This is a genomic window from Xanthobacter sp. NM-25 (assembly GCF_022138605.1).
In the GTDB taxonomy this organism is placed as follows: Bacteria; Pseudomonadota; Alphaproteobacteria; order Rhizobiales; family Xanthobacteraceae; genus Xanthobacter.
In genome coordinates, this window is sequence record NZ_JACBFS010000004.1 from 322,570 (window position 1) to 342,524 (window position 19,955).

Here is a 19,955-nt window from a genome sequence, read left to right on the forward strand (position 1 = left end):
TGTATACGCGTCATACTCTTCTTGGCTTTAAGCGGACGGACGCTCCCTCCAGGAGAACAGATGCCTTTCAAGAGGCTTGAGAACGATGGCTTCAAGAGCGATCATCAGAGCGACGAGGGTCAGGGTCCAGGCGAACACCTGGTCGGTCTGGACGAGGTCTGCCGCCTGACGGAGCCGGTAGCCGATGCCGCTGGAGGCCCCCAGGGTTTCCGCCACGATGCTCACCCGGGCGCCGAACCCGAACGCGAGGCGCGCGCCGGCGAAGAACAGCGGCAGGATCGTGGGCAGGTAGATCTTCCACAGCACCTTCGGCTTCGACATGCGGAAGGTCTGCGCCAGCTCGACGAACTCCCGGTTCACCGTGCGCGTGCCCTGCCACACATTGGTGAGGATCAGCGGCATGGCGGTCATGAACACCACGAAGATGGTGCTCCAGTTGGACAGGCCGAACCAGATCAGGGCGAAGATGGCCCAGATGGAGGAGGACACGGTGTTCACCACCACCAGCACCGGCTCGAAGAACTCGCCCAGGGTGCGGCTTGCGCCCAGCACCAGCCCCATGGCCGCGCCCACCAGCGCCGCCAGGGCGAAGCCGACCACGATGCGGTAGAAGGTGATGCCGAAATCGGCCCAGAAGCCGGAGGTGACCACGAGATCCGCCCAGGCGCTGCCGGTGCGGGCGGGGCTCGGCAGAATGAACGGCGGCGCGCCGAGCGAGCCGATCTGCCAGATGACGAGAACAATCACGAGCAGCAGCAGGCGCAGGCTGATCAGCCGCAATCGGCGGTCCTGGGCCATCTGGAAAGGTGAGCGCTTCATGGTCCGGCCTGAGGGTGCGAAGAGAGGGACGGTCACAAGCTGAGGCGCAACAGGCGCACTTCTTCCGCGACCTCGGGAGACAGGGGATTGCGCGGATAGGGCAAGGCCACCTCGCGCGTCTCGCGCACCCGGCCGGGGCGCGGATGCAGAACCACGATCTTGTTGGCGAGCACCACCGCTTCCTCGACATCGTGGGTGACGAAGATCACGGCCATCTGCTTGAGCGCGGCGATGCGCAGCACCTCATCGTGCATGCTGGCGCGGATCGAGGGATCGAGCTTGGAGAACGGCTCATCCATCAGCAGGATGGTGGGCTCGGTGACGAGGCTGCGGGCGAGCGCCGCGCGCGAGCGCATGCCGCCGGACAATTCGTGGGGGAAGGAGTCGGCGAACGTGTCGAGCCCCACCAGCTCCAGCACCTTCATGACCCGCTCGCGCCGCTCGCCCCGCGCCACACCGGCCGCCTCCAGGCCGAACGCCACGTTCTGCGCGGTGGTGCGCCAGGGGAACAGGCGATCCTCCTGGAACATGTAGGTCATGGAGCGCCAGTCCTTGAAGGCGCTGGAGCGCATGTCGTTGAGATAGACCGCGCCCTGATCGGGCTCCGCCAGACCGGCGATGATGTTGAGCAGGGTGCTCTTGCCGCAACCCGAGGCCCCGACGAGCGCCACGATGGACCGCTCCGACACCTCCAGATTGATGTTGCGCAGAACCTCCAGCTGCTCGCCATCGCGGCGCAGGAAGCTTTTGCCGACCCCTTCGAGCCTGACGACGCTCACCGCTCGCCCCCCACCACGCTGGAGGACGGCCCCACCGGCACCACCGCCGCGGACTCCCGTAGGGAGGCAATCACCTTGTCCATGGTCATCTGCCGGAAGGTCTCCACGTGGCGACGGGCCACCTCCGCCGCCGCCTCGGCGTCGCCCGCGGCGAGGAATTCGATGAGCTGCACATGGTCGTTGTCGATGTTCGGCCGTACCCGCTGCACGCCGAAGCCGAGCGCCACCAGGCGGGTCATCTCGTCAAGCAGACCCGAGAGGGTGCGGCAGAGCCGCTGGTTGCCGCTCGCCTCGGCGATGGCCATGTGGAAGGAGCGGTTGGCCTCCAGGAAGAAGTCGATCTGGTTGCCCATCTCCACCGTGAGCTTCACGCGGCAGGCCTGTTCCAGGCGCTGCAGATGGGCCCGGTTCACCCGCCCCGCCGCGCCGCGCGCCGCCAGCGGCTCCAGCACCAGGCGCAGCGCGAACACCTCCTCCACATCCTTCACGGTGATGGGTGCCACACGGTAGCCGTGGCGCGGCATGGAGGTGACGAAACCTTCCTGAATGAGGCGCTGCAGGGCAATGCGGCAGCTCGCCTTGCCCAGCTCGAAACGGTCCATGAGCTCCGCCTCGGTGAGGCGGGTTCCGGGCAGGATGCGGCACGAGACGATCTCGCGGCGCAGCAGATCATAGGCCTGGTTGCCCCTCAAAGTGGTGCCGGGCACCTCCAGAACCGCCGGGTCCAATGCCCGACCACGCTCCCGTTCATCCGCCACGTTGATCACTCCTCATGACCACTGTGAGCAGCCTACCGATGGGCAATAGGCCACTCAACGCCAAAGAACCGGCAATTCCAATATCAAAAAAATCGTTTTATTTCTTATATTTATTCGGACACTGGCGCGACATTGGGCAAACTCCAGTGAGCTGCTCACCAGAATCGCTTAACATCTCATCGCACCACTTCAGATCTGACAGAGAGCACCACCGCCCGCACGACTGTCGCCGGCGTGTGGCAGCCTTGCCGCACTGCCGAAGCGTGCGTTATGCCTAAAGCAGCGCCACCGGCGCGGCAGCGGCCGGGCGCCTGGTCGCCGGTCGACACACGAGTGGAGCCCGGGCCGCAAGGGACGGCCGGGGGCACCCACCGCGCCCGTGTCGAGAAGGAGGGTTCCATGGCCCAGAACGCCAACGACACGTCGTCATCCATGCCGCTCCACCGCCTGTTCGATCCGCGGGCCTGGGGCCTGCCCTTGCCCGCCGGCCTGCATTTTCCCGCGCTCGGTGTTCCGCCATTGACCTTCGCGGGCTGGGGCAGTCCGGCCGGCGCCGCGCCAGCCCACGCGCCATCGCCGGCGCCTGCGCCCGTCACACCGTTCCCTGCGCTCCCGGTGCCTGCGCTCCCTTTGCCCGCCCGCCTCGATGGCGGCGGCCCCCTGGCGGACTATCTGTTGGACAGCTGGCAGCGCGCGGTGCTGTTCCTCGATCTGCTGCGCCAGCGCGGCAACGAGCAGGCGGAGATGGCGGCCCGGCCCATGGCCACCGTGCTCTCCTTCGACCACGATGTAATTGCCAGCGGCCGTGCCCTGCCCCGCCCCATCAATTATTCGCTCTCCCGCATCGTGCCGCCCGCGGGCCTGGAGGTGGACCCGCGCAAGCGGCCGGTGGTGGTGGTGGACCCGCGCGCCGGCCAGGGGCCGGGCATCGGCGGGTTCAAGACCCACAGCGAGATCGGCGAGGCGCTGGCCAATGGCCATCCGGTCTATTTCATCGGCTTTTCCGCCGAGCCCGAGCCGGGCCAGACCTTCCTCGACGTGGTGGAGGGCCAGGTCTCCTTCTTCGAGCAGGTGCGCGCCCTGCATCCGGAAGCGCCGCCCCCCTTCGCCATCGGCAATTGCCAGGCCGGCTATCAGACCCTGATGGTGGCCATGCTGCGCCCCGACCTGTTCGGCCCGTGCATGGTGGCCGGCTCGCCCATGTCCTATTGGCAGGGGGTGCACGGCAAGAACCCCATGCGCTACGCCGGCGGCCTGCTGGGCGGATCCTGGCTGACGGCGCTGACCTGCGACCTGGGCCGGGGCAAGTTCGACGGCACCTGGCTGATCCTGAACTTCGACAATCTCAACCCGGCCAACTGGCTGTGGGGCAAGCAGTACGACCTGTATTCCGCCATCGACACCGAAGGGCCGCGCTATCTCGGCTTCGAGAAATGGTGGGGCGATTTCATCACCCTCAATGGCGCGGAAATCCAGTTTCTGGTGGACGAGATGTTCATCGGCGACAAGCTCACCCGCAACGAGATCCGCTCCACGACCGGCAAGGTCTTCGACGTGCGAAACGTCGCTTCTCCGGTCATCGTGTTCACCTCCCAGGGCGACAACATTTCCCCGCCGCCGCAGACGCTGGGCTGGATCCTCGACCTTTACCGCGATGTGGACGACATCCGCGCGGAAGGGCGCACCATCGTCTATTGCATGAACCAGAAGGTGGGCCATCTCGCCATCTTTGTCTCCGCCAAGGTGGGGGCGAAGGAGGATGAAGAGATGGTGCGGCTGATGGACCTCATGGACTGCCTGCCGCCCGGCCTCTACGAACTGATCATCGAGCCGACGAGCGACGACGCGGCGAAGCCGGAGGGGCCGGCCTGGCACAGCCGCTTCGAGCTGCGCTCGCTGGATGACATCCGCGCCTATGGTCGCAACAGCACCGAAGACGACCGTGCCTTCGCCACCGCGCGCCGCGTCTCGGAGATCAACCATTCCATCTATCGCACCTTCTTCCAGCCGGCGGTGCGCGCCCTGGCGACGCCGCAGCTGGCGGAGCTGCTGTTCAAGGCCAATCCCCTGCGCCTCAGCTACAGCGGGTTCGCCGACACCAACCCGCTGATGAAGCCGGTGGCCAGGACCGCCGCCGCCGTGGCCGCCGCGCGCCGCCCGGTGCCGGCCGACAATCCCTTCCTCACCGCGCAGAAGTTGGTGTCCGATCAGATCATCGCGGCCCTCGACGGCTTCCGCGATCTGCGCGACCAGGGGGTGGAGCGGCTGTTCTTCGCCCTTTACGGCTCGCCCCTGCTGCAGGGCCTGGTGGGGCTCAATCTCGATGAAAAGGTGCGCGAGCTGCCCGCCTGCAGCCCGGAGAAGGAGGCCTTCCGGCAGCACCGCATGGCGGAGCTGCGCGGCCGGCTGTGTGACGGCGGGTTCAACGCCGCTTTGGTCCGGGCGGCCCTGTTCGTCATCTCCGCCGCGCGCGTCCTCGACGAGAGCGCCGCGCGCTCCCTGAACGAGGCGCGCCAGAACCTGCTGCAGCTGTCCCTCGCGGATTTCAAGGCGCTGGTGCGGGAGCAGTATTACATCCTGCTGCTGGAACGGGAGCAGGCGGTGGAGGCCATCGCCACCCTGGTTCAGGACCCGGCCCAGCGGCAGGAGCTGGTGAACACGGTGGCCGCTGCGGCCGCCGCCGATGGCCGTCTCACCCTCGCCGAGCGCGAACGGGTGGAGAAACTCGCCGCCATCCTTCAGGTGGCCCCGCCGCCGGCGCCATCACCGCAGGCCTGAACGACCTCCGGTCCGTCAGGAGCGCGCAGGAAAAGCGCGATCGAGGAAGCTGGGCACATCCTCGGCGATGTCGTGCACATGGGCGCCATCGGCGCCAGGCAGTTGCCGCCCGCCGGTGACCAGCACCGTCTGCATGCCCAGCGCATGGGGCACCTGCAGATTGACCGGCCGGTCGTCGAACATGATGGCCCGGGCCGGGTCCACTCCATGGTCGGCGAGCAGGGTCTCGTAGGCGGCGCGGGCGGGCTTGCCCACATAGTTGCAGGCCTCGATGTCGCACACCGCCTCGAACAGATCGGCGACGCCGAGATGGGTGAGGATGCGACGCGCGTGCCGTACCGAGCCGTTGGTGAACACCAGCCGCCGGCCCGGCAGCCGCGCCAGCGCCGCCGCCAGGGCCGCGCCGCTGCCCACCGGGGTGATGTCGATGTCGTGGACGAAGGCCAGGAAATCCTGCGGCGCCACGCCATGGTGCTTGTTGAGGCCGATCAGCGAGGTGCCGTAGCGCTCGTAATATTGGGCGTGGAGCGCCGCCGCCTCGGCCGCATCGCACCCCACCAGGCCCTGGATGAACAGCACCACGCGGCCGTGCATCTGCTCATAGAGGCCTGCGGTGCGCGGATAGAGCGTGTCGTCGAGATCGAACACCCAGGTGTCGATCTCGTCCCGCAGCCGCAGCGGGGTCCGCGCCCCGCCTCCTTCACCCGCGTCCTGCATCCTGCTCCTTCCCGGCCGTCGGCCTCGCTCCGGCCGCCCTGCCCCGACCTTTGGTCAAGCCCGCGCGGCGCCTGAGCGAACCCGTTTGGCGCCGGTCGACGGCGGGGGCCGACGGTCTCAGGCGTCGAGGGCGTTGAGGCGGCCGATGGTGCGGTGGGCGCTGGGCTTGATGTCCTTCACGTCGAGGCTGATGTCCAGTGCCTTCACCGTGTGGGTGAGATCGCCGATGGAGATCACATCCACGCCGGTCTCGGCGATGGGCACGATGGTCTGCTCATTGATGCCGCCGGAGGCCTCGGTCATCGCCCGGCCGGCGGTGAGCTTGAGGCCCTCGCGCATCTCATCGAGATCCATGTTGTCGAACATGATGATCTCGACCCCGCAGGCAAGCGCCTCTTCCACCATGGCGAGGCTTTCGCATTCCACCTCGAACTTGAAGGTGTGCTGGGCGGTCGCCCGCAGTTGGCGCACCGCCTCGGTGATGGAGCCGGCGATCTTGATGTGATTGTCCTTCACCAGCACGCAATTGGCGAGGTTGAAAATGTGGTTGTGGGCGCCGCCCACCCGCACCGCATATTTCTGCACCATGCGCAGGCCCGGCCAGCCCTTGCGGGTATCGGTGATGCGCACGTTGGTGTGCTTGACGAGGTCGCGGTAGCGCCGGGTCTTGGTGGCGATGCCGGACATCTGCTGCAGCCAGTCGAGGGCCGAGCGCTCGATGATGAAGAAGGTGGAGGCCCGCGCCTTCACCCGCATCAGCACCGTGCCGGGGGTGACCTCGTCGCCGTCCTGCACCAGATATTCGATTTCCGCGCCGGGTTCGATCAGGCGGATGGTCTCGTCGGCGAACAGCATGCCGCACACCACGCCCTTGGCCTTGGCGTAGATGTTGGCGGTCTGCACCGGATCATCCCCCACCAGGAAGCCGCCGGTGGTGTCGCCGGAGGAGATCTCCTCGCGCAGGCCCATCTCGATCAGCGGGCGGATCATAAAGCGGTTCAACTTCATCGAGAGGCTCCTCGGATCAGCGCGTCACGCCGCCAGCTTGTTGGTGAAGGCCTTGCCGTCCTTCATGATGAGATGGAGGCGCTCGCGCTCCTCCAGAATGCGGATGTTCTCCAGGGGGTCACCGTCCACCACCAGCACGTCGGCGAGGCAGCCGGGCTTCAGGGCGCCGAGGTTCGGCCGCTCGATGCATTCCGCCGCCTTGGTGGTGGAGGCGACGATGACCTCCATGGGCGACATGCCGAGCCAGTCCACCATGAAGCCCAGTTCCACCATGTTCTCGCCCACCAGCAGGCGGTGCGACTGGTCGGTGCCCATGGCCACCTTCACGCCGCGCTTCACCGCCTCTTTCCACAGCGGGATCTGATCCTGCATCAAGGCGTAGATCTGCGCATCCTTGACGTCTTCCTGGCCCATCTGCTGGCCGGCCCACGCCTTGTTCTTGCGCCGGTGCTCCACCGAGAGCGGCACCAGCGCCAGGGTCGGCACCCACCAGGTGCCCTGGGCCACCATGCGATCCACACAGGCTTCGTCCATGAACCAGCCATGTTCCAGGGAATGAACGTTCGCCGCCACCGCGTTGCGGATGCCGGCGAGGCCCTCGGCATGCACCGCCACCCGCTTGCCCTTGGCGGCCGCCTCGGACACGGCGGTCTCCAGCTCGGCAACGGTGAACTGGGGCTCATCCCAGCTGTCGGTCACCGAGGTGATCCCACCGGTGGCGCAGATCTTGATGAAATCGGCGCCGCGCATGAGCAGCTCGCGCACCAGGCGGCGGATCTCGTCCACCCCGTCCGCCACCATGTGGGGCAGCCAGGCGCGCTTCTGGATGCGCAGGCCCGCCGGCACCCAATAATCCCCATGGCCGCCGGTCTGCGAGACCATGCCCAGCGAGATCAACAGGCGCGGCCCGTCGATGATGCCCTCGGCGATGGCCTCCCGGAAGCCGGCATCGGCGCCACCCATGTCGCGGGCGGTGGTGATGCCGCAGGCGATGGTTTCGCGGAACACCTCGATGGACTTCAGCACATTGTAGGTGGGGGTGTTGAGCAGATGCTGGCGCATGTCACGGGCGCGATAGGTGCCGTGCACATGGGTATCGATGAAGCCCGGCAGCACGGTGCGGCCGGCGGCGTCCAGAATCTCGGCCCCGGCCGGCACCTGCACCTGGCTTTCCGGGCCGGCGGCGGTGATCCTGCCGTTCTCGATGACCACGACGGCCCGCGCCACCGGATCGGCGCCGGTGCCGTCAATCATGGTGCCGCCTGTGATTGCGATGGTCATGGAAGCTCCCCGCTTTCGTGATCAAAAATCTAGCAACGTCAATCGGCAGGCATGGAGTGCCACCGCCCGCCCGGAGCATGGGTCCAGTAAACTGGCTCCAAGCCCGCCCCGCCCGGCTGAACGCTCAGCCGAGGTCCACCACCACGTTCTTGATCTCACAATAGAAATCGAGCCCGTTGAGACCCAGCTCGCGGCCGATGCCGGAGCGCTTGTAGCCGCCGAAGGGGGCAAACACGCTGGTGCGGCTGGCGCTGGGCAGGCCATTCACCGCCACCATGCCGGTGCGCATGCCCCGCGCCGTGCGCAGCGCCCGGCCGATGTCGCGGGACCAGACCGAGCCGTTCAGGCCATAGTCGCTGTCATTGGCCAGCGCGAGCGCCTCCGCTTCCCCCTCGAAGGGGGTGATGGAGCAGACCGGGCCGAAGATCTCGTTGCGGAAGGCCGGATTGTCCGCCCCCACGCCGGAGAGGATGGTGGCCGGATAGAAGAAACCATCCCCCGTCGGCACCGCGCCGCCGCACAGCAAGGCGGCGCCCGCTTCCACCGCGGTCTCCACCTTGTGCGCCACCGCCTCCCGGTGGGCGGCGGAAATCAGCGGACCAAGGGTGGTGTCGGCGGCAAAGGCGGAGCCGGATTGCAGGCGCGCGGCGGCGGCGCGGAAGGCCTCTTCAAAGGCTGGCAGCGCGCGGCGCTCCACCAGCAGGCGGGAGCGGGCCGAGCAAGACTGGCCGGCATTGCCGAAGCCGGAGGCCACCGCGCTCGCCGCCGCCTTTTCCAGGTCGGCATCGGCAAACACCACATTGGCGTTCTTGCCACCCAGCTCCAGGGCCACCTTCTTGATGCTGCCGGCGGCCGCCCGCATCACCGCGCCGCCCACCTGCGTGGAACCGGTGAAGGAGATGCCGTCGATGCGCGGATCTTCCGCCAGCTTCTGCCCCACCTCGGCGCCACCGGGCAGAATGTTGACCACTCCCGGGGGCACGCCGGCGGCGGCGCACACCTCCGCCAGCAACAGCGCGGTCAAAGGCGTCAGCGGGGCCGGCTTCAGCAGCACGGTGCAGCCGGCCGCCAGGGCCGGCGCCAGCTTCCAGGAGGCGCCCAGCAGGGGGAAGTTCCAGGGCACGATCTGCGCCACCACCCCGAGCGGCTCGCGCAGCGTGAAATCCAGCAGGTCGCGGCCCAGCGGAATGGTGTCGCCGAACAGCTTATCCATGGCGCCGGCGTAATAGGTGAAGACGCGGATGGCGCCCTCCACCTCCTTCAGCGCGCCGGCAAAGGGCTTGCCGGCATTGAGCGCCTCGATGGTGGCGAAGGTCTCCGCCCGCGCCTTCAGCCCCGCGGCGATGGCCGCGAGCACCGCGCCCCGCTCCGCCGGCGGCCGGTGGGACCAGTCGGAGGCATCGAAGGCGCGGCGGGCGGCGATGATCGCCGCTTCCACCTCGGCGGCGCCGGCAAGGCCCACCTCGCAGAGGGCCCGCCCGGTCCAGGGATCGAGCAGGGTGTCGCGGGCGCCCGAGCCTTCGGTGAAGGCCCCGTCCACGAACGGGCTGCCCTTGAGCTCCGCCAGCGCCAGGCCCGGCTCCATCCCTTCCGCCATGGTCAGGCTCCCGCTCCGTCGAGGGCCTGCATCTCGCCATAGAGCTTGGCGGCGGCGGCAGCCGGATCGGCGGCCTCGGTGATGAGCCGGCCGACGATGGCGAACCGGCGCGGGCAGGCCTTGGCGGCGGCGAAAGCCCCTTCCATGGTGCCGCCGAGGGACCCGAAGCCGGTGAGGAACACCACCGGCGCCTCCACATGGGCGGCGATCCAGTTGGACCAGCGGGCCACCTTGGCGACATCGCGGGCGGGCAGCACGAAGTGGTCGGCCTTGTCGGCCACCGCCCGCTCCAGAATGCGGTCGAGGGCGTCGTCGATGAGATAGCCGCCGCCGGACACGCCATAATCGGCCACCGGAATCTCGCCGCCCACCACCGGGGCGATGCCGGCGTTCAAGGCCTCGATGACGAAGCCATCCACCGCCGTGGGCCCGGCCACCGGGAACAGAATGAGGCCATCCACCTCCGCCTCGGCGCACAAAGCGGTGAACTTCTTGGCCATGTCCGGCATGTCGGGGCCGGCCTTCTGGTGATCATAGAGCACCGGCAGATCGGTGAGGTCGCGCAGCCGCCGCATGGACTCCTTGAGGCCGTAGCGCAGCACGCTGGTGAGCCCCAGCTTGTAGCCGGCCACGCCCTCCACCCCGGACGTCGCCTTCACCACCAGATCGAAGCGCTCGGGAGATTCAATATCAAGGGCGGGCACGATCCCCATCGTGCCCTGAAACGTCTTGGCCATGGCTGCCTCGCTCAGGGGGTCGGTTCCAGGGGAAGCTAGGAGCGGGCTGCCCATGCCGGTAGCGCCGGGCGCTGTCCGGGATATGGAGCCAGATGCGTGGAAGGACACAAATGGCGGATTTTCGTGCAGTGGCCCCAGGGCCAGATGACGGGTCGCGCCCTCAGCGGGCTTGGCCCGCCAGCAGGGTCAAAGCGTCGTTCAGGTCCGCCGGTGCAATGCCGTCGGCAATCAGCACCATGCGGTTTTCCGGCGGCTCCGCCGTGGCGGGCAGCAGGCCGGGAGAATAGACCAGCCCCTGCACCCCATGGAGCGCCACCGGCTGCTCCATCTCCTCCAGCCACAAGATGCCCTTGAGGCGCAGCAGGGCCGGGCCGAACAGGGTCTCCAGCCGATCCAGCCAGTGGTCCACCTCTTCGCGGGCCATGCGGCCGGGAAAGGCCAAAGCGGCGGTGGTCACCTCATGGCCGGCGGCGCTCGCCACGAAGGCCCGGGTGCGCAGCCCGCGCGGCCCATCGAGCGGATCCACCCAGATCTGATCGCCCCGCGGCCGCGCCGCCGAAAGATGCACCCGCTCGGCGGTGGGGTTGAGGGCGGCCACCTCCGCCTCCACCTGCGCCAGCACCGCCGCGGCGGCCAGATCCGTCTTGCTGATCAGCACCCGGTCGGCGAGGGCCACCTGGGTGGTGCCCTGGCCGAACCGAGGCAAGGTGGCGGTGAAGGTGGTGGCATCCACCACCGCCGCCACCCCATTGAGCACGAAATGGCGCGTGAACACCGGATCGGCGATGAGCGCGTGAAGGATGGGCGTGGGATCGGCCAGCCCCGAGGTTTCCACCACCACCCGGCGGAACCGAAGCCCATCGAGGGCCCGGCGCCGCACCAGGGCATTGAGGGTGGCGTTGAGGCTGCCGCGCAGGCGGCAGCAGATGCAGCCGCCTTCCAGCAGCAGCACGTCGTCCCGCCCGGTCTCGATCAGCGCGTGGTCGATGCCCACATCGCCCGCCTCGTTGATGATCACCGCCGTATCGGCGAACTCCGCGCGGCGCAGCAGATCGTTGAGCGCGGTGGTCTTGCCCGCGCCCAGGAAACCGGTGAGCAGAACGAGGGGAATGGGGGTCATCAGGCCAACGCCGCCTCCAGCACCGCCAGGGCCGCGCGCACCGCCTCCAGGCGCACCTGGTCGCGATTGCCGGCAAACACGTGGCGCTGCTCATGCACCGCGCCGCCGCGGGTGGCCGCCGCCACGAAGATGGTGCCCACCGGATTGATCGCATTGCCCCCGCCGGGGCCGGCATAGCCGGTGATGGCCACCGCCGCACCGGCCTGGGAATGCTCCAGCACCCCGAGCACCAGCCCCCGGGTGACCTCGGCGCTGACCGCCCCATGGGCCGCCGAGACCGCCTCCGGCACGCCGAGGCCGGTGGCCTTGGCGGAAGCGTGATAGAGCACGAAGCCGCGCTCGAACACTTCCGAGGCGCCGGACACCGAGGTGAGCGTGGCGCTGACGAGGCCGGAGGTCACCGTCTCCGCCGCTGCCAGCCGGATGCCCTTCTGCTTCGCCGCCGCCAGCACCCGCGCCGATGCCTCCAACAGGGGGGCAGGAAACAGCGTGGCGCCGGTTTCGAGAAGCACGGTCTTCGGCATGGGGGTCGCCCTCTTCGACGGAAAATCGGGGATGGAAAGGCCGGGCACGGAACCGCTGCCGGCCCTCGCGAGCATCCGTTCAGCTGGACCCAAGTCAAGGAAACGCGGGGGTGGTCTCATGAGGCCAACAGCAACTGGCCTCTTCAACCATGGCTCTTTGCGCCGCAACACCGCATAGTCACGCCACAGGGTGCGCCGCAGCGCGGCGGCCCCCAACCGGAGCTGGACCCACGTGCTGATCTCGCTCGACCGCACCTCCGCCCAGAGCCTGCAGGAGCAGCTCTTTCATCAGATTCGGCAGCAGATCCTCGACGGCCGGCTGAAGCCCGATGCGGCAGTGCCCTCCTCCCGCCATCTCGCCCAGCAGCTCAAGATCTCCCGCAATTCGGTGACCTTCGCCTATGAGCGGCTGATCAACGAAGGCTATCTCATCACCCGGCCCATGGTGGGCACCTATGTGGCCGCCGTGCTGCCCGAGCAGGCCATGAGCACGGGCGATGCCGGCGCCGCCGGCCCGGCCCGCCCCCGCGCTCCGCAGAAGCTGGCCCCCGCCGCCTTCACCGGCCGCCAGCATGCCATCTTGAACACCGGGCGCATCCCCATCGATTTCTGGCCCCAGCGCACCGATCCCCGCGCCTTTCCCCTGAAGGCCTGGCGCCGGCTGATCCTGCATGCGCTGGCCACCGCCGGCCACAACCTGACCGAATATGGCGACCCCTGCGGGCTCATGAGCCTGCGCGCCGCCATCGCCGACCATGTCTCCGCCATGCGCGACATCCATGTGCGGCCGGAGCAGGTGATCGTCGTCGCCGGCGCCCAGCTGGCCCTCAACCTCGCCATGCGGGTGCTGGCGCGGGAGAGCGACGGCATCGTCATCGAGAACCCGTGCAGCCAGGGCGCCGCCTATCTGTTCGAGAGCCTCAATCTGCGGCTCCATCCCATCGACGGCGACGGCCACGGGCTGAAGACCGCGGAACTCGCCGGCATCGACGCACAGATCGCCTATGTCATGCCCTCCCATCAATATCCCATGGGCGGCACCCTCTCGCTGGAACGGCGCACGGAGTTGCTGCGCTGGGCCGAGCGCACCGGCGCCTACATCATCGAAGACGATTACGACTGCGAGTTCCATTATGGCGGCATGTTGCTGCCGGCCCTGAAGGCCTCGAGCCCGGAGAACGTGATCTATCTCGGCACCTTCTCCAAGACGCTAGGAGCGGGCCTGCGCACCGGCTATGCCATCTTCCCCGATCACCTCGCCCCCGCCGCCGCCGCCGCCAAGGCGCTGTTGGACAACGGGCAGGTGTGGCTGGAGCAGGCGGCGCTGGCGGAATTCCTGCACACCGGCGGTTTCGTGCGCCATCTGCGGCGGGTGCGGCTGCGCTACCAGCAGCGCCGCGACGCGCTGGTGTCCGCGCTCCGGCAGGCCTTCGGCCGGGTGGAACTGCGCGGCGCCGAGGGGGGCACCCATGTGGCCTGGCAGATCCCCCCCGGCCTGCCCAAAGCACATCAATTGGCCGGCATCGCCCGCGCCCGCAACGTGGGGCTCTACACGGTGCAGGCCGGCGGCGGCCACGAATATGGCGGCTCTACCTATGACGACGGCTGGCTGCTGATGGGCTACGCCTCGCTCACCGAGGAGCAGATCGAGGCCGGCATCGCCCGGCTGCGTCAGGCCCTTTAGCTCCCTTTGCCGACGGCGAAATGCAGGGCCTCGTAGCGGGAGGCGAAATTGTGGATGTAGATCCGGTGGCTGCCGCACAGATCGCAACGCAGCCCGGCTTCGGGCGGGGCCGGCATGCGGCCGGGCGCCGGCAAGGCGAGGGCGTCCTTCGCCACCTCCTCGATCTTGGCGGTGAGGCGCTCGTCCACGAGGGAGCGGCGCCCGCAGCGGCTACATTCCAGGCACAGCATCCGCGGTCCTTCTCCCCACTCTTTGCCCGGGCTTTCGCCCTCAGCTCTGCGGCCGGTCCAGGGCCGCGATCGCCATCATCATGACGGCGCCGATCAGCAGGATGGTCACCACCGTCTGCATCGGTCGTCTCTCCTCGCGCAGATCCCCACGCGAGAAGAATAGGCGGCACCGCAGAAATGTTGCAGCGCACAATGTGCGGGCCGCCTGTGCATCGGGCGCAGACGAAGCAGCACCCGATACCGGCCCGCGGTGGCCTGCCACCGCGCCGGCCCGTCAGAGCCGGCTGTTCTCGAAATCGATGGTGGCGGAAATCAACACCCGCCACAGATCACGGGCGACCCCTTCCGGCAGGCCTCGAGCGCGGCCGAGAGCTTCCACATGGTCGAGCACCTCGTCCACCCGATCCTGCAGCAAGGCGGGCAGGCCCGCCTTGCGCTTGATCTCCACCACCCCGGCGGCGACGCCGAAGCGCTCCTGGATGAGAGCGATGAGGCGGGAATCGATATCGTCGATGCGATCGCGCGCCGCCTTCAGGGCGTCGGGAACGTCGTTCAGCCCCGCCACCACAGGTCCTCCACCGGGAAGCGGCCGGCCGCCTCCTCGATCACCTCGCCGAGGGCGAACAGGGTCTCTTCCCCGAACGGCCGGCCGATCAGCTGGAGGCCCAGCGGCAGCCCGTCGGCGGAGAGGCCGGCCGGCACCGAGATGCCCGGCAGGCCGGCCATGTTCACGGTCACGGTGAAGACGTCGTTGAGATACATCTCCACCGGATCGGCCTTCAGCTTCTCGCCGATGCCGAAGGCCGGCGACGGCGTCGCCGGGGTCAGCACCGCATCCACGCCGGCGGCAAACGCGAGGTCGAAGTCGCGCTTGATGAGGGTACGCACCTTCTGCGCGCGCAGATAATAGGCGTCGTAATAGCCGGCGGAGAGCACATAGGTGCCGATCATGATGCGCCGGCGCACTTCCGGGCCGAAGCCGGCGGCGCGGGTGTTCTCATACATCTCCACCACGTCCTTGCCCGGCACGCGCATGCCGTAGCGCACACCATCATAGCGGGCGAGGTTGGACGAGGCTTCCGCCGGAGCGACGATGTAATAGGCCGGCAGCGCGTATTTGGTGTGCGGCAAAGAGATGTCGACGATCTCGGCGCCGGCGTCCTCCAGCCACTTGGCGCCTTCCTGCCACAGAGCGTCGATCTCGTCGGACATGCCGTCCATGCGATATTCGCGCGGAATGCCGATCTTCTTGCCCTTGATGGAGGCGCCCACCGCCTGCTGATAGTCCGGCACCGGCCGATCCACGCAGGTGGAATCCTTGGGGTCATAGCCCGCCATGGAGCGCAGCAGCAGGGCCGCATCATTCACCGTGCGGGCGAACGGGCCGGCCTGATCCAGCGAGGAGGCGAAGGCGACGATGCCCCAGCGCGAGCAGCGGCCATAGGTGGGCTTGATGCCCACGGTGCCGGTGAAGGCCGCCGGCTGGCGGATGGAGCCGCCGGTGTCGGTGCCGGTGGCGCCGGCACACAAAAACGCCGCCACCGCCGCCGCCGAGCCGCCCGAGGAACCGCCGGGCACCAGCGGCGCCTCGTCGCCATCGCGCCGCCAGGGCGACACCACCGGCCCGAAGGCGGAGGTCTCGTTGGAGGAGCCCATGGCGAACTCGTCATTGTTGAGCTTGCCCAGCATCACCGCACCATCGCGCCACAGATGGCTGGTGACGGTGGATTCGTACTGAGGCACGAAATCGTCGAGGATCTTGGAGCAGGCGGTGGTGCGCACCCCCTGGGTGCAGAACATGTCCTTCACGCCCACCGGAATGCCTTCCAGCGGCCCGGTATCGCCGGTGGCGAGGCGTTCATCGCTCTCCTTCGCCATCTTCAGCGCGAGCTCGGGCGTCTCCAGCACATAGGCATTGAGGCCGCGCGCCTGCTCCATGGCCTTCAGATAGGCCTCGGTGAGCTCCACGGCGGTGAATTCGCCCTGGGCGAGGCCTTCGCGCGCCTGGGTGAGGGTAAGCTGGGTGAGCTTGGTCATTCCACCACCTTCGGCACGGTGAAGAATCCGCCCTCGGCATCGGGGGCGTTGGCGAGCACCTTGTCCGGGCAGTGGCCATCGCTGACCACGTCCTCGCGCATGGGCAGCTCCATGGGCACCACGCCGGTCAGCGGCTCGACGCCGGAGACGTCGAGATCGGCCAGTTGCTCCACGAAATCGAGGATGGCGTTCAATTCATTCTGGAGGTGGCCGAGCTCCTCCTCACGCACCGCGATGCGCGCGAGATGGGCCACCCGGCGGACGGTCGCCTGATCGACGGACATATTGCGCTCCCAAAAGCTGAGGGCCGCTATAGCAAGGGGGCCGACGCTGGCGCAACGATCAGTCCGATTTTATCGTACAGCGGATGCACGACTTATGACATCATTCGATGCATCAAGAGATGCCTTAGGCCCGATGATCATGCGCACCACCCTGTCGATTGATGACGACCTCCTCGCCAAGGCGCAGGCCTTGACCGGGGTGAAGGAGAAGTCCGCTGTGATACGGGAGGCGCTGAAAGCGCTCATCGCGCGTGAAAGCGCCCTGCGACTGGCTCGACTCGGTGGTTCGGAGCCGGACCTTCGTCCCGTCTCCCGCCGGCGCGCGGGCGGCGCATGATCCTGGTGGATACCTCGATCTGGATCGATCATCTGCGGGTGGGCGATGCCTTGCTGGTCCAGCGACTTGAAGCCGCTGAGGTGCTCTGCCACCCCTTCGTACTGGGCGAGCTGGCGCTCGGCAGCCTGCGGCAGCGGCATATGATCCTCAATGCGATAGCCAGCCTGCCACAAGCGGTTCAGGCGGAGGACGGGGAAGTCCTCGCTCTCATCGAGGCCGAAAAGCTGTTTGGTGAGGGAATTGGCTATGTCGACGCACACCTGCTGGCGGCGACCCGCCTGACCGCCGGAGGCCGGCTGTGGACCCGCGACCGAAGACTCAATGCCATCGGCACCCGCCTCGGCGTGGCCGCCGTCGGCTGATCAGCCCTCCCGCACCACCTCCAGGAACTGGGCGCCGTAGCGGGTGAGCTTGGCTTCGCCGACGCCGGAAATAGCGCCCAGGGCCCGCAGGCTCTGGGGGCGGCTGCGGGCGAGTTCCATCAGCGTAGTGTCGTGGAAGATCACATAGGGCGGCACGCCCTGGGCGCGGGCCAGTTCCAGCCGCAGGCCCTTCAACTTCTGGAACAGGGCCTCGTCGTCCGGATCGGCGAGGGCGGCCCGCGCCGGGCGGGCCCCGGCGGCCGGGCGCTGGGCCTTGGCACGCACCTCCACCTTCAATTCCACCCGCTCGGCACCGCGCAGCACCGGCCGGCATTCGGCGGTGAGGCTGAGGCCACCGTGGCCTTCCACATCCACCTGCAACAGGCCCAGCGCCACCAATTGGCGGACGATGGCGCGCCACTGGTCGCGGGAGAAATCCTTGCCGATGCCGAAGGTGGTGAGCTTGTCGTGGCCGAACTTCACCACCTTCTCGTTGGCCTCCCCCAGCAGCACATCGATGACATGGCCGGCGCCGAACCGCTCGCCGGTGCGATAGACGCAGGACAACAGCTTCTGCGCCGCCTCGGTGCCATCGAAGGTCTGCGGGGGATCGAGGCAGGTGTCGCAATTGCCGCAGGGCTCGGCCAGTTCCTCGTCGAAATAGGAAAGCAGCACCTGGCGCCGGCAGCGGGCGGTCTCGCACAGGCCCAGCAGCGCATCCAGCTTCTGCCGCTCCACGAACTTGCGGGCCTCCGGCGCATCGGAGGAGGAGACGAACTGGATCAGCTTCGCCACATCCTCCACCCCGTAGAGCAGCAGGGTTTCCGAGGGCAGTCCATCGCGGCCGGCGCGGCCGGTCTCCTGGTAATAGGCCTCGATGCTCTTGGGCAGATCGAGATGCAGCACGAACCGCACGTCCGGCTTGTCGATACCCATGCCGAAGGCAACGGTGGCGACCATGATCACCGCTTCCTCCTTGAGGAATCGGTCCTGGTGGCGCGCGCGGGTGTCGGCATCGAGGCCCGCATGATAGGGCAGCGCGGTGAGGCCCTGAGTGGCCAGCATCTCGGCGGTGGCCTCCACCTTCGCCCGGCTCATGCAATAGACGATGCCCGCCTCGCCCTCATGCTCCTTGAGGAAGGTGCGCATCTGGGCGCGCGGATTGTTCTTCGGGGTGATGCGGTAGCGGATGTTCGGCCGGTCGAAGGAGGAGAGGAACACCTGCCCCTCGTCCAGCGCCAGCCGCTCCACGATCTCGCGCCGGGTCGGCCCGTCGGCGGTGGCGGTCAGCGCCAGCCGCGGCACGCCGGGAAAGCGCTCGTGCAGCACCGTGAGCTGGCGATATTCGGGGCGGAAGTCGTGCCCCCACTGGGACACACAATGGGCCTCGTCGATAGCGAACAAGGCAATATGGGTACCCGACAGCAGGTGAAGGAACGAATCGGTCAGCAGTCGCTCCGGCGCCACATAGAGCAGGTCGAGATCGCCATTGGCGAGATCCCGCTCCACCTGGCGCGCCTCCGCCGGCGGCAGAGAGGAGTTGAGCGCCGCGGCCCGCACGCCGAGCTGGCGCAGCGCCTGCACCTGATCGTGCATGAGCGCGATGAGCGGAGAGATGACGATGCCGGTGCCCGGCCGCACCAGCGCCGGCACCTGATAGCACAGGGATTTGCCCCCGCCGGTGGGCATCAGCACCAGGGCATCGCCCCCGGCCACCACATGCTCCACAATCTCCCTTTGCTTGCCGCGAAAGGCCTCGTAGCCGAAGACCTGGCGCAGCACGTGAAGCGGATCGGAGGAGCTGGAAGCGAGCATGGCCGAGTTATAGGCGCGAGAGCGAGTCGCGCAACGCCCGTCCTTCGTCGGCCCCGCGGCCGGGCAGAGCCCCGGCCTCTCCCCATCCTGCAGCAAAGCCCTCTCCCGCCTGCGGGGGAGGGTTGGGAGGGGGAACGGCGCAACGCCTCCCGCGGTCACCGCCGGGCAGGCGGGGCGCAGAACGTCACCTCGCACCGAGACCCGCCAGACCGGAGCCCTGGCCCCTCCCCAGCCCTCCCCCGCAAGCGGGAGAGGGAGTGAAGCCGGCGATTTCGGGGAAGATCTCCGAAGCGAGGCGTCCCGGAAACGGACCACCGCGTGCAGGCCAGCCTCAGAGCTCGAACGAGCCGCCGCTGGCCGGCACCACCACCTTCACCGGGAAGCCCTCCAGGGCTGCCACGAAGGCGGAGGCGTCGGGGACCAGGAGGGGGAAGGTGCCGTAATGGCAGGGCACCACCACCTCGACGCCCGGCAGGAAGCGCTTCACCGCCAGAGCGGCCACTTCGGGGCCCATGGTGAAGCGGTCGCCGATGGGCAGGATCACCACCTTCGGGGCGTGGATCTCGCACATCAGCGCCATGTCGGAATAGATGTCCGTATCGCCCATGTGCCACACCGTGGGCTCGCCCGGCGCCTTGATGATGAGGCCGGTGGGGTTGCCCAGATATTCCGACGGCGCACCCGGCCCGCCCGAGGAATGATCGGCCCGCACCATGGTCACGGTGAAGCCGCCGAGATCCACGGTGCCGCCGGTGTTCATCATCACATTGGTGCCGCCGCAGCCCTTGGAGGCGAGATAGGCGCACACTTCCGGATTGGTCACCACCGGGATCTCGGTGCCGGCGTCCGCCGCATCCTCGACGATGGAGACGGTGTCGCCGATATGGTCCGAATGACCATGGGTGAGCAGGATGTGGGTGGCGCTGCGGGTGGCGTTCTCCACCCCGGCGTTGAAGCTCGGATTGCCGGTGTAGAACGGGTCGATGAGCACGCCCTTGCCGGCGAAATCGAGCCGGAAGGCGGCGTGGCCAAACCAGGTGATCTTCATGGAATTCAGGCCCTTTGGCAGCGCCGCGACATGCGCGCTC

20 protein-coding genes are annotated in these 19,955 nt (G+C 68.1%); 4 read left to right on the forward strand and 16 right to left on the reverse strand.

What is annotated here, in order from left to right:
- Positions 1 to 27: 27 nt before the first annotated feature.
- The 3 genes from MEU52_RS13220 to MEU52_RS13230 are packed head-to-tail and all read right to left on the reverse strand — an operon-like array spanning position 28 to position 2,356.
- Positions 28 to 819, reverse strand: coding sequence for an ABC transporter permease (locus MEU52_RS13220; protein WP_238122748.1), 792 nt, complete (start codon positions 817 to 819; stop codon positions 28 to 30).
- 32 nt (positions 820 to 851) lie between these two features.
- Positions 852 to 1,598, reverse strand: coding sequence for an ABC transporter ATP-binding protein (locus tag MEU52_RS13225; protein ID WP_238122749.1), 747 nt, complete (start codon positions 1,596 to 1,598; stop codon positions 852 to 854).
- On the reverse strand, positions 1,595 to 2,356 hold the full coding sequence (locus MEU52_RS13230) for a GntR family transcriptional regulator (RefSeq protein ID WP_238122750.1): 762 nt from the start codon (positions 2,354 to 2,356) through the stop codon (positions 1,595 to 1,597). The genes MEU52_RS13225 and MEU52_RS13230 overlap by 4 nt, the downstream gene beginning before the upstream one ends.
- Before the next feature lie 399 nt (positions 2,357 to 2,755).
- Here MEU52_RS13230 and MEU52_RS13235 point away from each other — a divergent pair, with 399 nt between their 5' ends.
- Entirely contained in the window at positions 2,756 to 5,134 is a 2,379-nt protein-coding gene (locus MEU52_RS13235) for a DUF3141 domain-containing protein (protein WP_238122751.1), read from the forward strand.
- Between the two features lie 15 nt (positions 5,135 to 5,149).
- On the opposite strand, the gene MEU52_RS13240 is transcribed toward MEU52_RS13235, so the two are convergent.
- From MEU52_RS13240 to MEU52_RS13270, 7 genes are all read right to left on the reverse strand, one after another.
- Positions 5,150 to 5,851, reverse strand: a complete 702-nt coding sequence (locus MEU52_RS13240) for a pyrimidine 5'-nucleotidase (protein ID WP_238122752.1) — start codon at positions 5,849 to 5,851, stop codon at positions 5,150 to 5,152.
- A 117-nt stretch (positions 5,852 to 5,968) separates the two neighbouring features.
- Entirely contained in the window at positions 5,969 to 6,859 is an 891-nt protein-coding gene (nadC, locus tag MEU52_RS13245) for a carboxylating nicotinate-nucleotide diphosphorylase (RefSeq protein ID WP_238122753.1), read from the reverse strand.
- A gap of 24 nt (positions 6,860 to 6,883) precedes the next feature.
- Positions 6,884 to 8,140 carry an amidohydrolase family protein gene (locus tag MEU52_RS13250; protein WP_238122754.1) on the reverse strand — a complete coding sequence of 419 codons (1,257 nt, stop codon included), beginning with the start codon at positions 8,138 to 8,140 and terminating at the stop codon, positions 6,884 to 6,886.
- A gap of 124 nt (positions 8,141 to 8,264) precedes the next feature.
- Positions 8,265 to 9,737: an aldehyde dehydrogenase family protein gene (locus MEU52_RS13255; RefSeq protein WP_238122755.1), complete on the reverse strand. Its 1,473-nt coding sequence runs from the start codon at positions 9,735 to 9,737 to the stop codon at positions 8,265 to 8,267.
- Between the two features lie 2 nt (positions 9,738 to 9,739).
- A complete protein-coding gene (locus MEU52_RS13260) occupies positions 9,740 to 10,474 on the reverse strand; it encodes an orotidine 5'-phosphate decarboxylase / HUMPS family protein (protein WP_238122756.1) in 735 nt (244 codons plus the stop codon).
- A 160-nt stretch (positions 10,475 to 10,634) separates the two neighbouring features.
- Positions 10,635 to 11,594, reverse strand: coding sequence for a CobW family GTP-binding protein (locus MEU52_RS13265; protein WP_238122757.1), 960 nt, complete (start codon positions 11,592 to 11,594; stop codon positions 10,635 to 10,637).
- Positions 11,594 to 12,118: a CinA family protein gene (locus MEU52_RS13270; protein ID WP_238122758.1), complete on the reverse strand. Its 525-nt coding sequence runs from the start codon at positions 12,116 to 12,118 to the stop codon at positions 11,594 to 11,596. Before MEU52_RS13270 ends, MEU52_RS13265 begins: the two co-directional genes overlap by 1 nt.
- A gap of 232 nt (positions 12,119 to 12,350) precedes the next feature.
- Here MEU52_RS13270 and pdxR point away from each other — a divergent pair, with 232 nt between their 5' ends.
- Positions 12,351 to 13,802 (forward strand): MocR-like pyridoxine biosynthesis transcription factor PdxR, encoded by a 1,452-nt coding sequence (gene pdxR, locus MEU52_RS13275; protein ID WP_238122759.1) that lies wholly within the window; start codon positions 12,351 to 12,353, stop codon positions 13,800 to 13,802.
- Here the strand turns inward: pdxR and MEU52_RS13280 are convergent.
- The 4 genes from MEU52_RS13280 to gatC form a co-directional block, all read right to left on the reverse strand.
- Entirely contained in the window at positions 13,799 to 14,032 is a 234-nt protein-coding gene (locus tag MEU52_RS13280; protein WP_238122760.1) for a hypothetical protein, read from the reverse strand. The genes pdxR and MEU52_RS13280 overlap by 4 nt on opposite strands.
- A 274-nt stretch (positions 14,033 to 14,306) precedes the next feature.
- A complete protein-coding gene (locus MEU52_RS13285; protein WP_238122761.1) occupies positions 14,307 to 14,597 on the reverse strand; it encodes a chorismate mutase in 291 nt (96 codons plus the stop codon).
- Positions 14,585 to 16,069: an Asp-tRNA(Asn)/Glu-tRNA(Gln) amidotransferase subunit GatA gene (gatA, locus tag MEU52_RS13290; RefSeq protein ID WP_238122762.1), complete on the reverse strand. Its 1,485-nt coding sequence runs from the start codon at positions 16,067 to 16,069 to the stop codon at positions 14,585 to 14,587. Before gatA ends, MEU52_RS13285 begins: the two co-directional genes overlap by 13 nt.
- Complete coding sequence (gene gatC, locus MEU52_RS13295; protein WP_238122763.1) at positions 16,066 to 16,353, reverse strand: Asp-tRNA(Asn)/Glu-tRNA(Gln) amidotransferase subunit GatC; 288 nt, start codon at positions 16,351 to 16,353, stop codon at positions 16,066 to 16,068. The genes gatA and gatC overlap by 4 nt, the downstream gene beginning before the upstream one ends.
- Positions 16,354 to 16,492: 139 nt before the next feature.
- On the opposite strand from gatC, the gene MEU52_RS13300 reads away from it, so the two are divergent.
- Both MEU52_RS13300 and MEU52_RS13305 read left to right on the forward strand, forming a co-directional pair.
- Positions 16,493 to 16,690 carry a type II toxin-antitoxin system VapB family antitoxin gene (locus MEU52_RS13300; protein ID WP_238122848.1) on the forward strand — a complete coding sequence of 66 codons (198 nt, stop codon included), beginning with the start codon at positions 16,493 to 16,495 and terminating at the stop codon, positions 16,688 to 16,690.
- Positions 16,687 to 17,052, forward strand: a complete 366-nt coding sequence (locus MEU52_RS13305; RefSeq protein WP_238122764.1) for a type II toxin-antitoxin system VapC family toxin — start codon at positions 16,687 to 16,689, stop codon at positions 17,050 to 17,052. Before MEU52_RS13300 ends, MEU52_RS13305 begins: the two co-directional genes overlap by 4 nt.
- Here MEU52_RS13305 and recQ read toward each other — a convergent pair whose 3' ends face one another.
- Positions 17,053 to 18,867 carry a DNA helicase RecQ gene (gene recQ / locus MEU52_RS13310; protein WP_238122765.1) on the reverse strand — a complete coding sequence of 605 codons (1,815 nt, stop codon included), beginning with the start codon at positions 18,865 to 18,867 and terminating at the stop codon, positions 17,053 to 17,055.
- 331 nt (positions 18,868 to 19,198) lie between these two features.
- Complete coding sequence (locus MEU52_RS13315) at positions 19,199 to 19,915, reverse strand: metal-dependent hydrolase (protein WP_238122766.1); 717 nt, start codon at positions 19,913 to 19,915, stop codon at positions 19,199 to 19,201.
- Positions 19,916 to 19,955 lie beyond the last annotated feature (40 nt).

What these genes read in the sequence shown, in the direction of transcription:
- MEU52_RS13270 (WP_238122758.1), bottom strand. Translation starts at nt 12,118, where the DNA reads ATGCCGAAGACCGTGCTTCTCGAAACCGGCGCCACGCTGTTTCCTGCC.
- MEU52_RS13260 (WP_238122756.1), bottom strand. Translation starts at nt 10,474, where the DNA reads ATGGCCAAGACGTTTCAGGGCACGATGGGGATCGTGCCCGCCCTTGAT.
- MEU52_RS13220 (WP_238122748.1), bottom strand. Translation starts at nt 819, where the DNA reads ATGAAGCGCTCACCTTTCCAGATGGCCCAGGACCGCCGATTGCGGCTG.
- MEU52_RS13280 (WP_238122760.1), bottom strand. Translation starts at nt 14,032, where the DNA reads ATGCTGTGCCTGGAATGTAGCCGCTGCGGGCGCCGCTCCCTCGTGGAC.
- recQ (WP_238122765.1), bottom strand. Translation starts at nt 18,867, where the DNA reads ATGCTCGCTTCCAGCTCCTCCGATCCGCTTCACGTGCTGCGCCAGGTC.
- MEU52_RS13235 (WP_238122751.1), top strand. Translation starts at nt 2,756, where the DNA reads ATGGCCCAGAACGCCAACGACACGTCGTCATCCATGCCGCTCCACCGC.
- gatC (WP_238122763.1), bottom strand. Translation starts at nt 16,353, where the DNA reads ATGTCCGTCGATCAGGCGACCGTCCGCCGGGTGGCCCATCTCGCGCGC.
- MEU52_RS13300 (WP_238122848.1), top strand. Translation starts at nt 16,493, where the DNA reads ATGCGCACCACCCTGTCGATTGATGACGACCTCCTCGCCAAGGCGCAG.
- MEU52_RS13315 (WP_238122766.1), bottom strand. Translation starts at nt 19,915, where the DNA reads ATGAAGATCACCTGGTTTGGCCACGCCGCCTTCCGGCTCGATTTCGCC.
- gatA (WP_238122762.1), bottom strand. Translation starts at nt 16,069, where the DNA reads ATGACCAAGCTCACCCAGCTTACCCTCACCCAGGCGCGCGAAGGCCTC.
- MEU52_RS13240 (WP_238122752.1), bottom strand. Translation starts at nt 5,851, where the DNA reads ATGCAGGACGCGGGTGAAGGAGGCGGGGCGCGGACCCCGCTGCGGCTG.
- nadC (WP_238122753.1), bottom strand. Translation starts at nt 6,859, where the DNA reads ATGAAGTTGAACCGCTTTATGATCCGCCCGCTGATCGAGATGGGCCTG.
- MEU52_RS13265 (WP_238122757.1), bottom strand. Translation starts at nt 11,594, where the DNA reads ATGACCCCCATTCCCCTCGTTCTGCTCACCGGTTTCCTGGGCGCGGGC.
- MEU52_RS13250 (WP_238122754.1), bottom strand. Translation starts at nt 8,140, where the DNA reads ATGACCATCGCAATCACAGGCGGCACCATGATTGACGGCACCGGCGCC.
- MEU52_RS13305 (WP_238122764.1), top strand. Translation starts at nt 16,687, where the DNA reads ATGATCCTGGTGGATACCTCGATCTGGATCGATCATCTGCGGGTGGGC.
- MEU52_RS13255 (WP_238122755.1), bottom strand. Translation starts at nt 9,737, where the DNA reads ATGGCGGAAGGGATGGAGCCGGGCCTGGCGCTGGCGGAGCTCAAGGGC.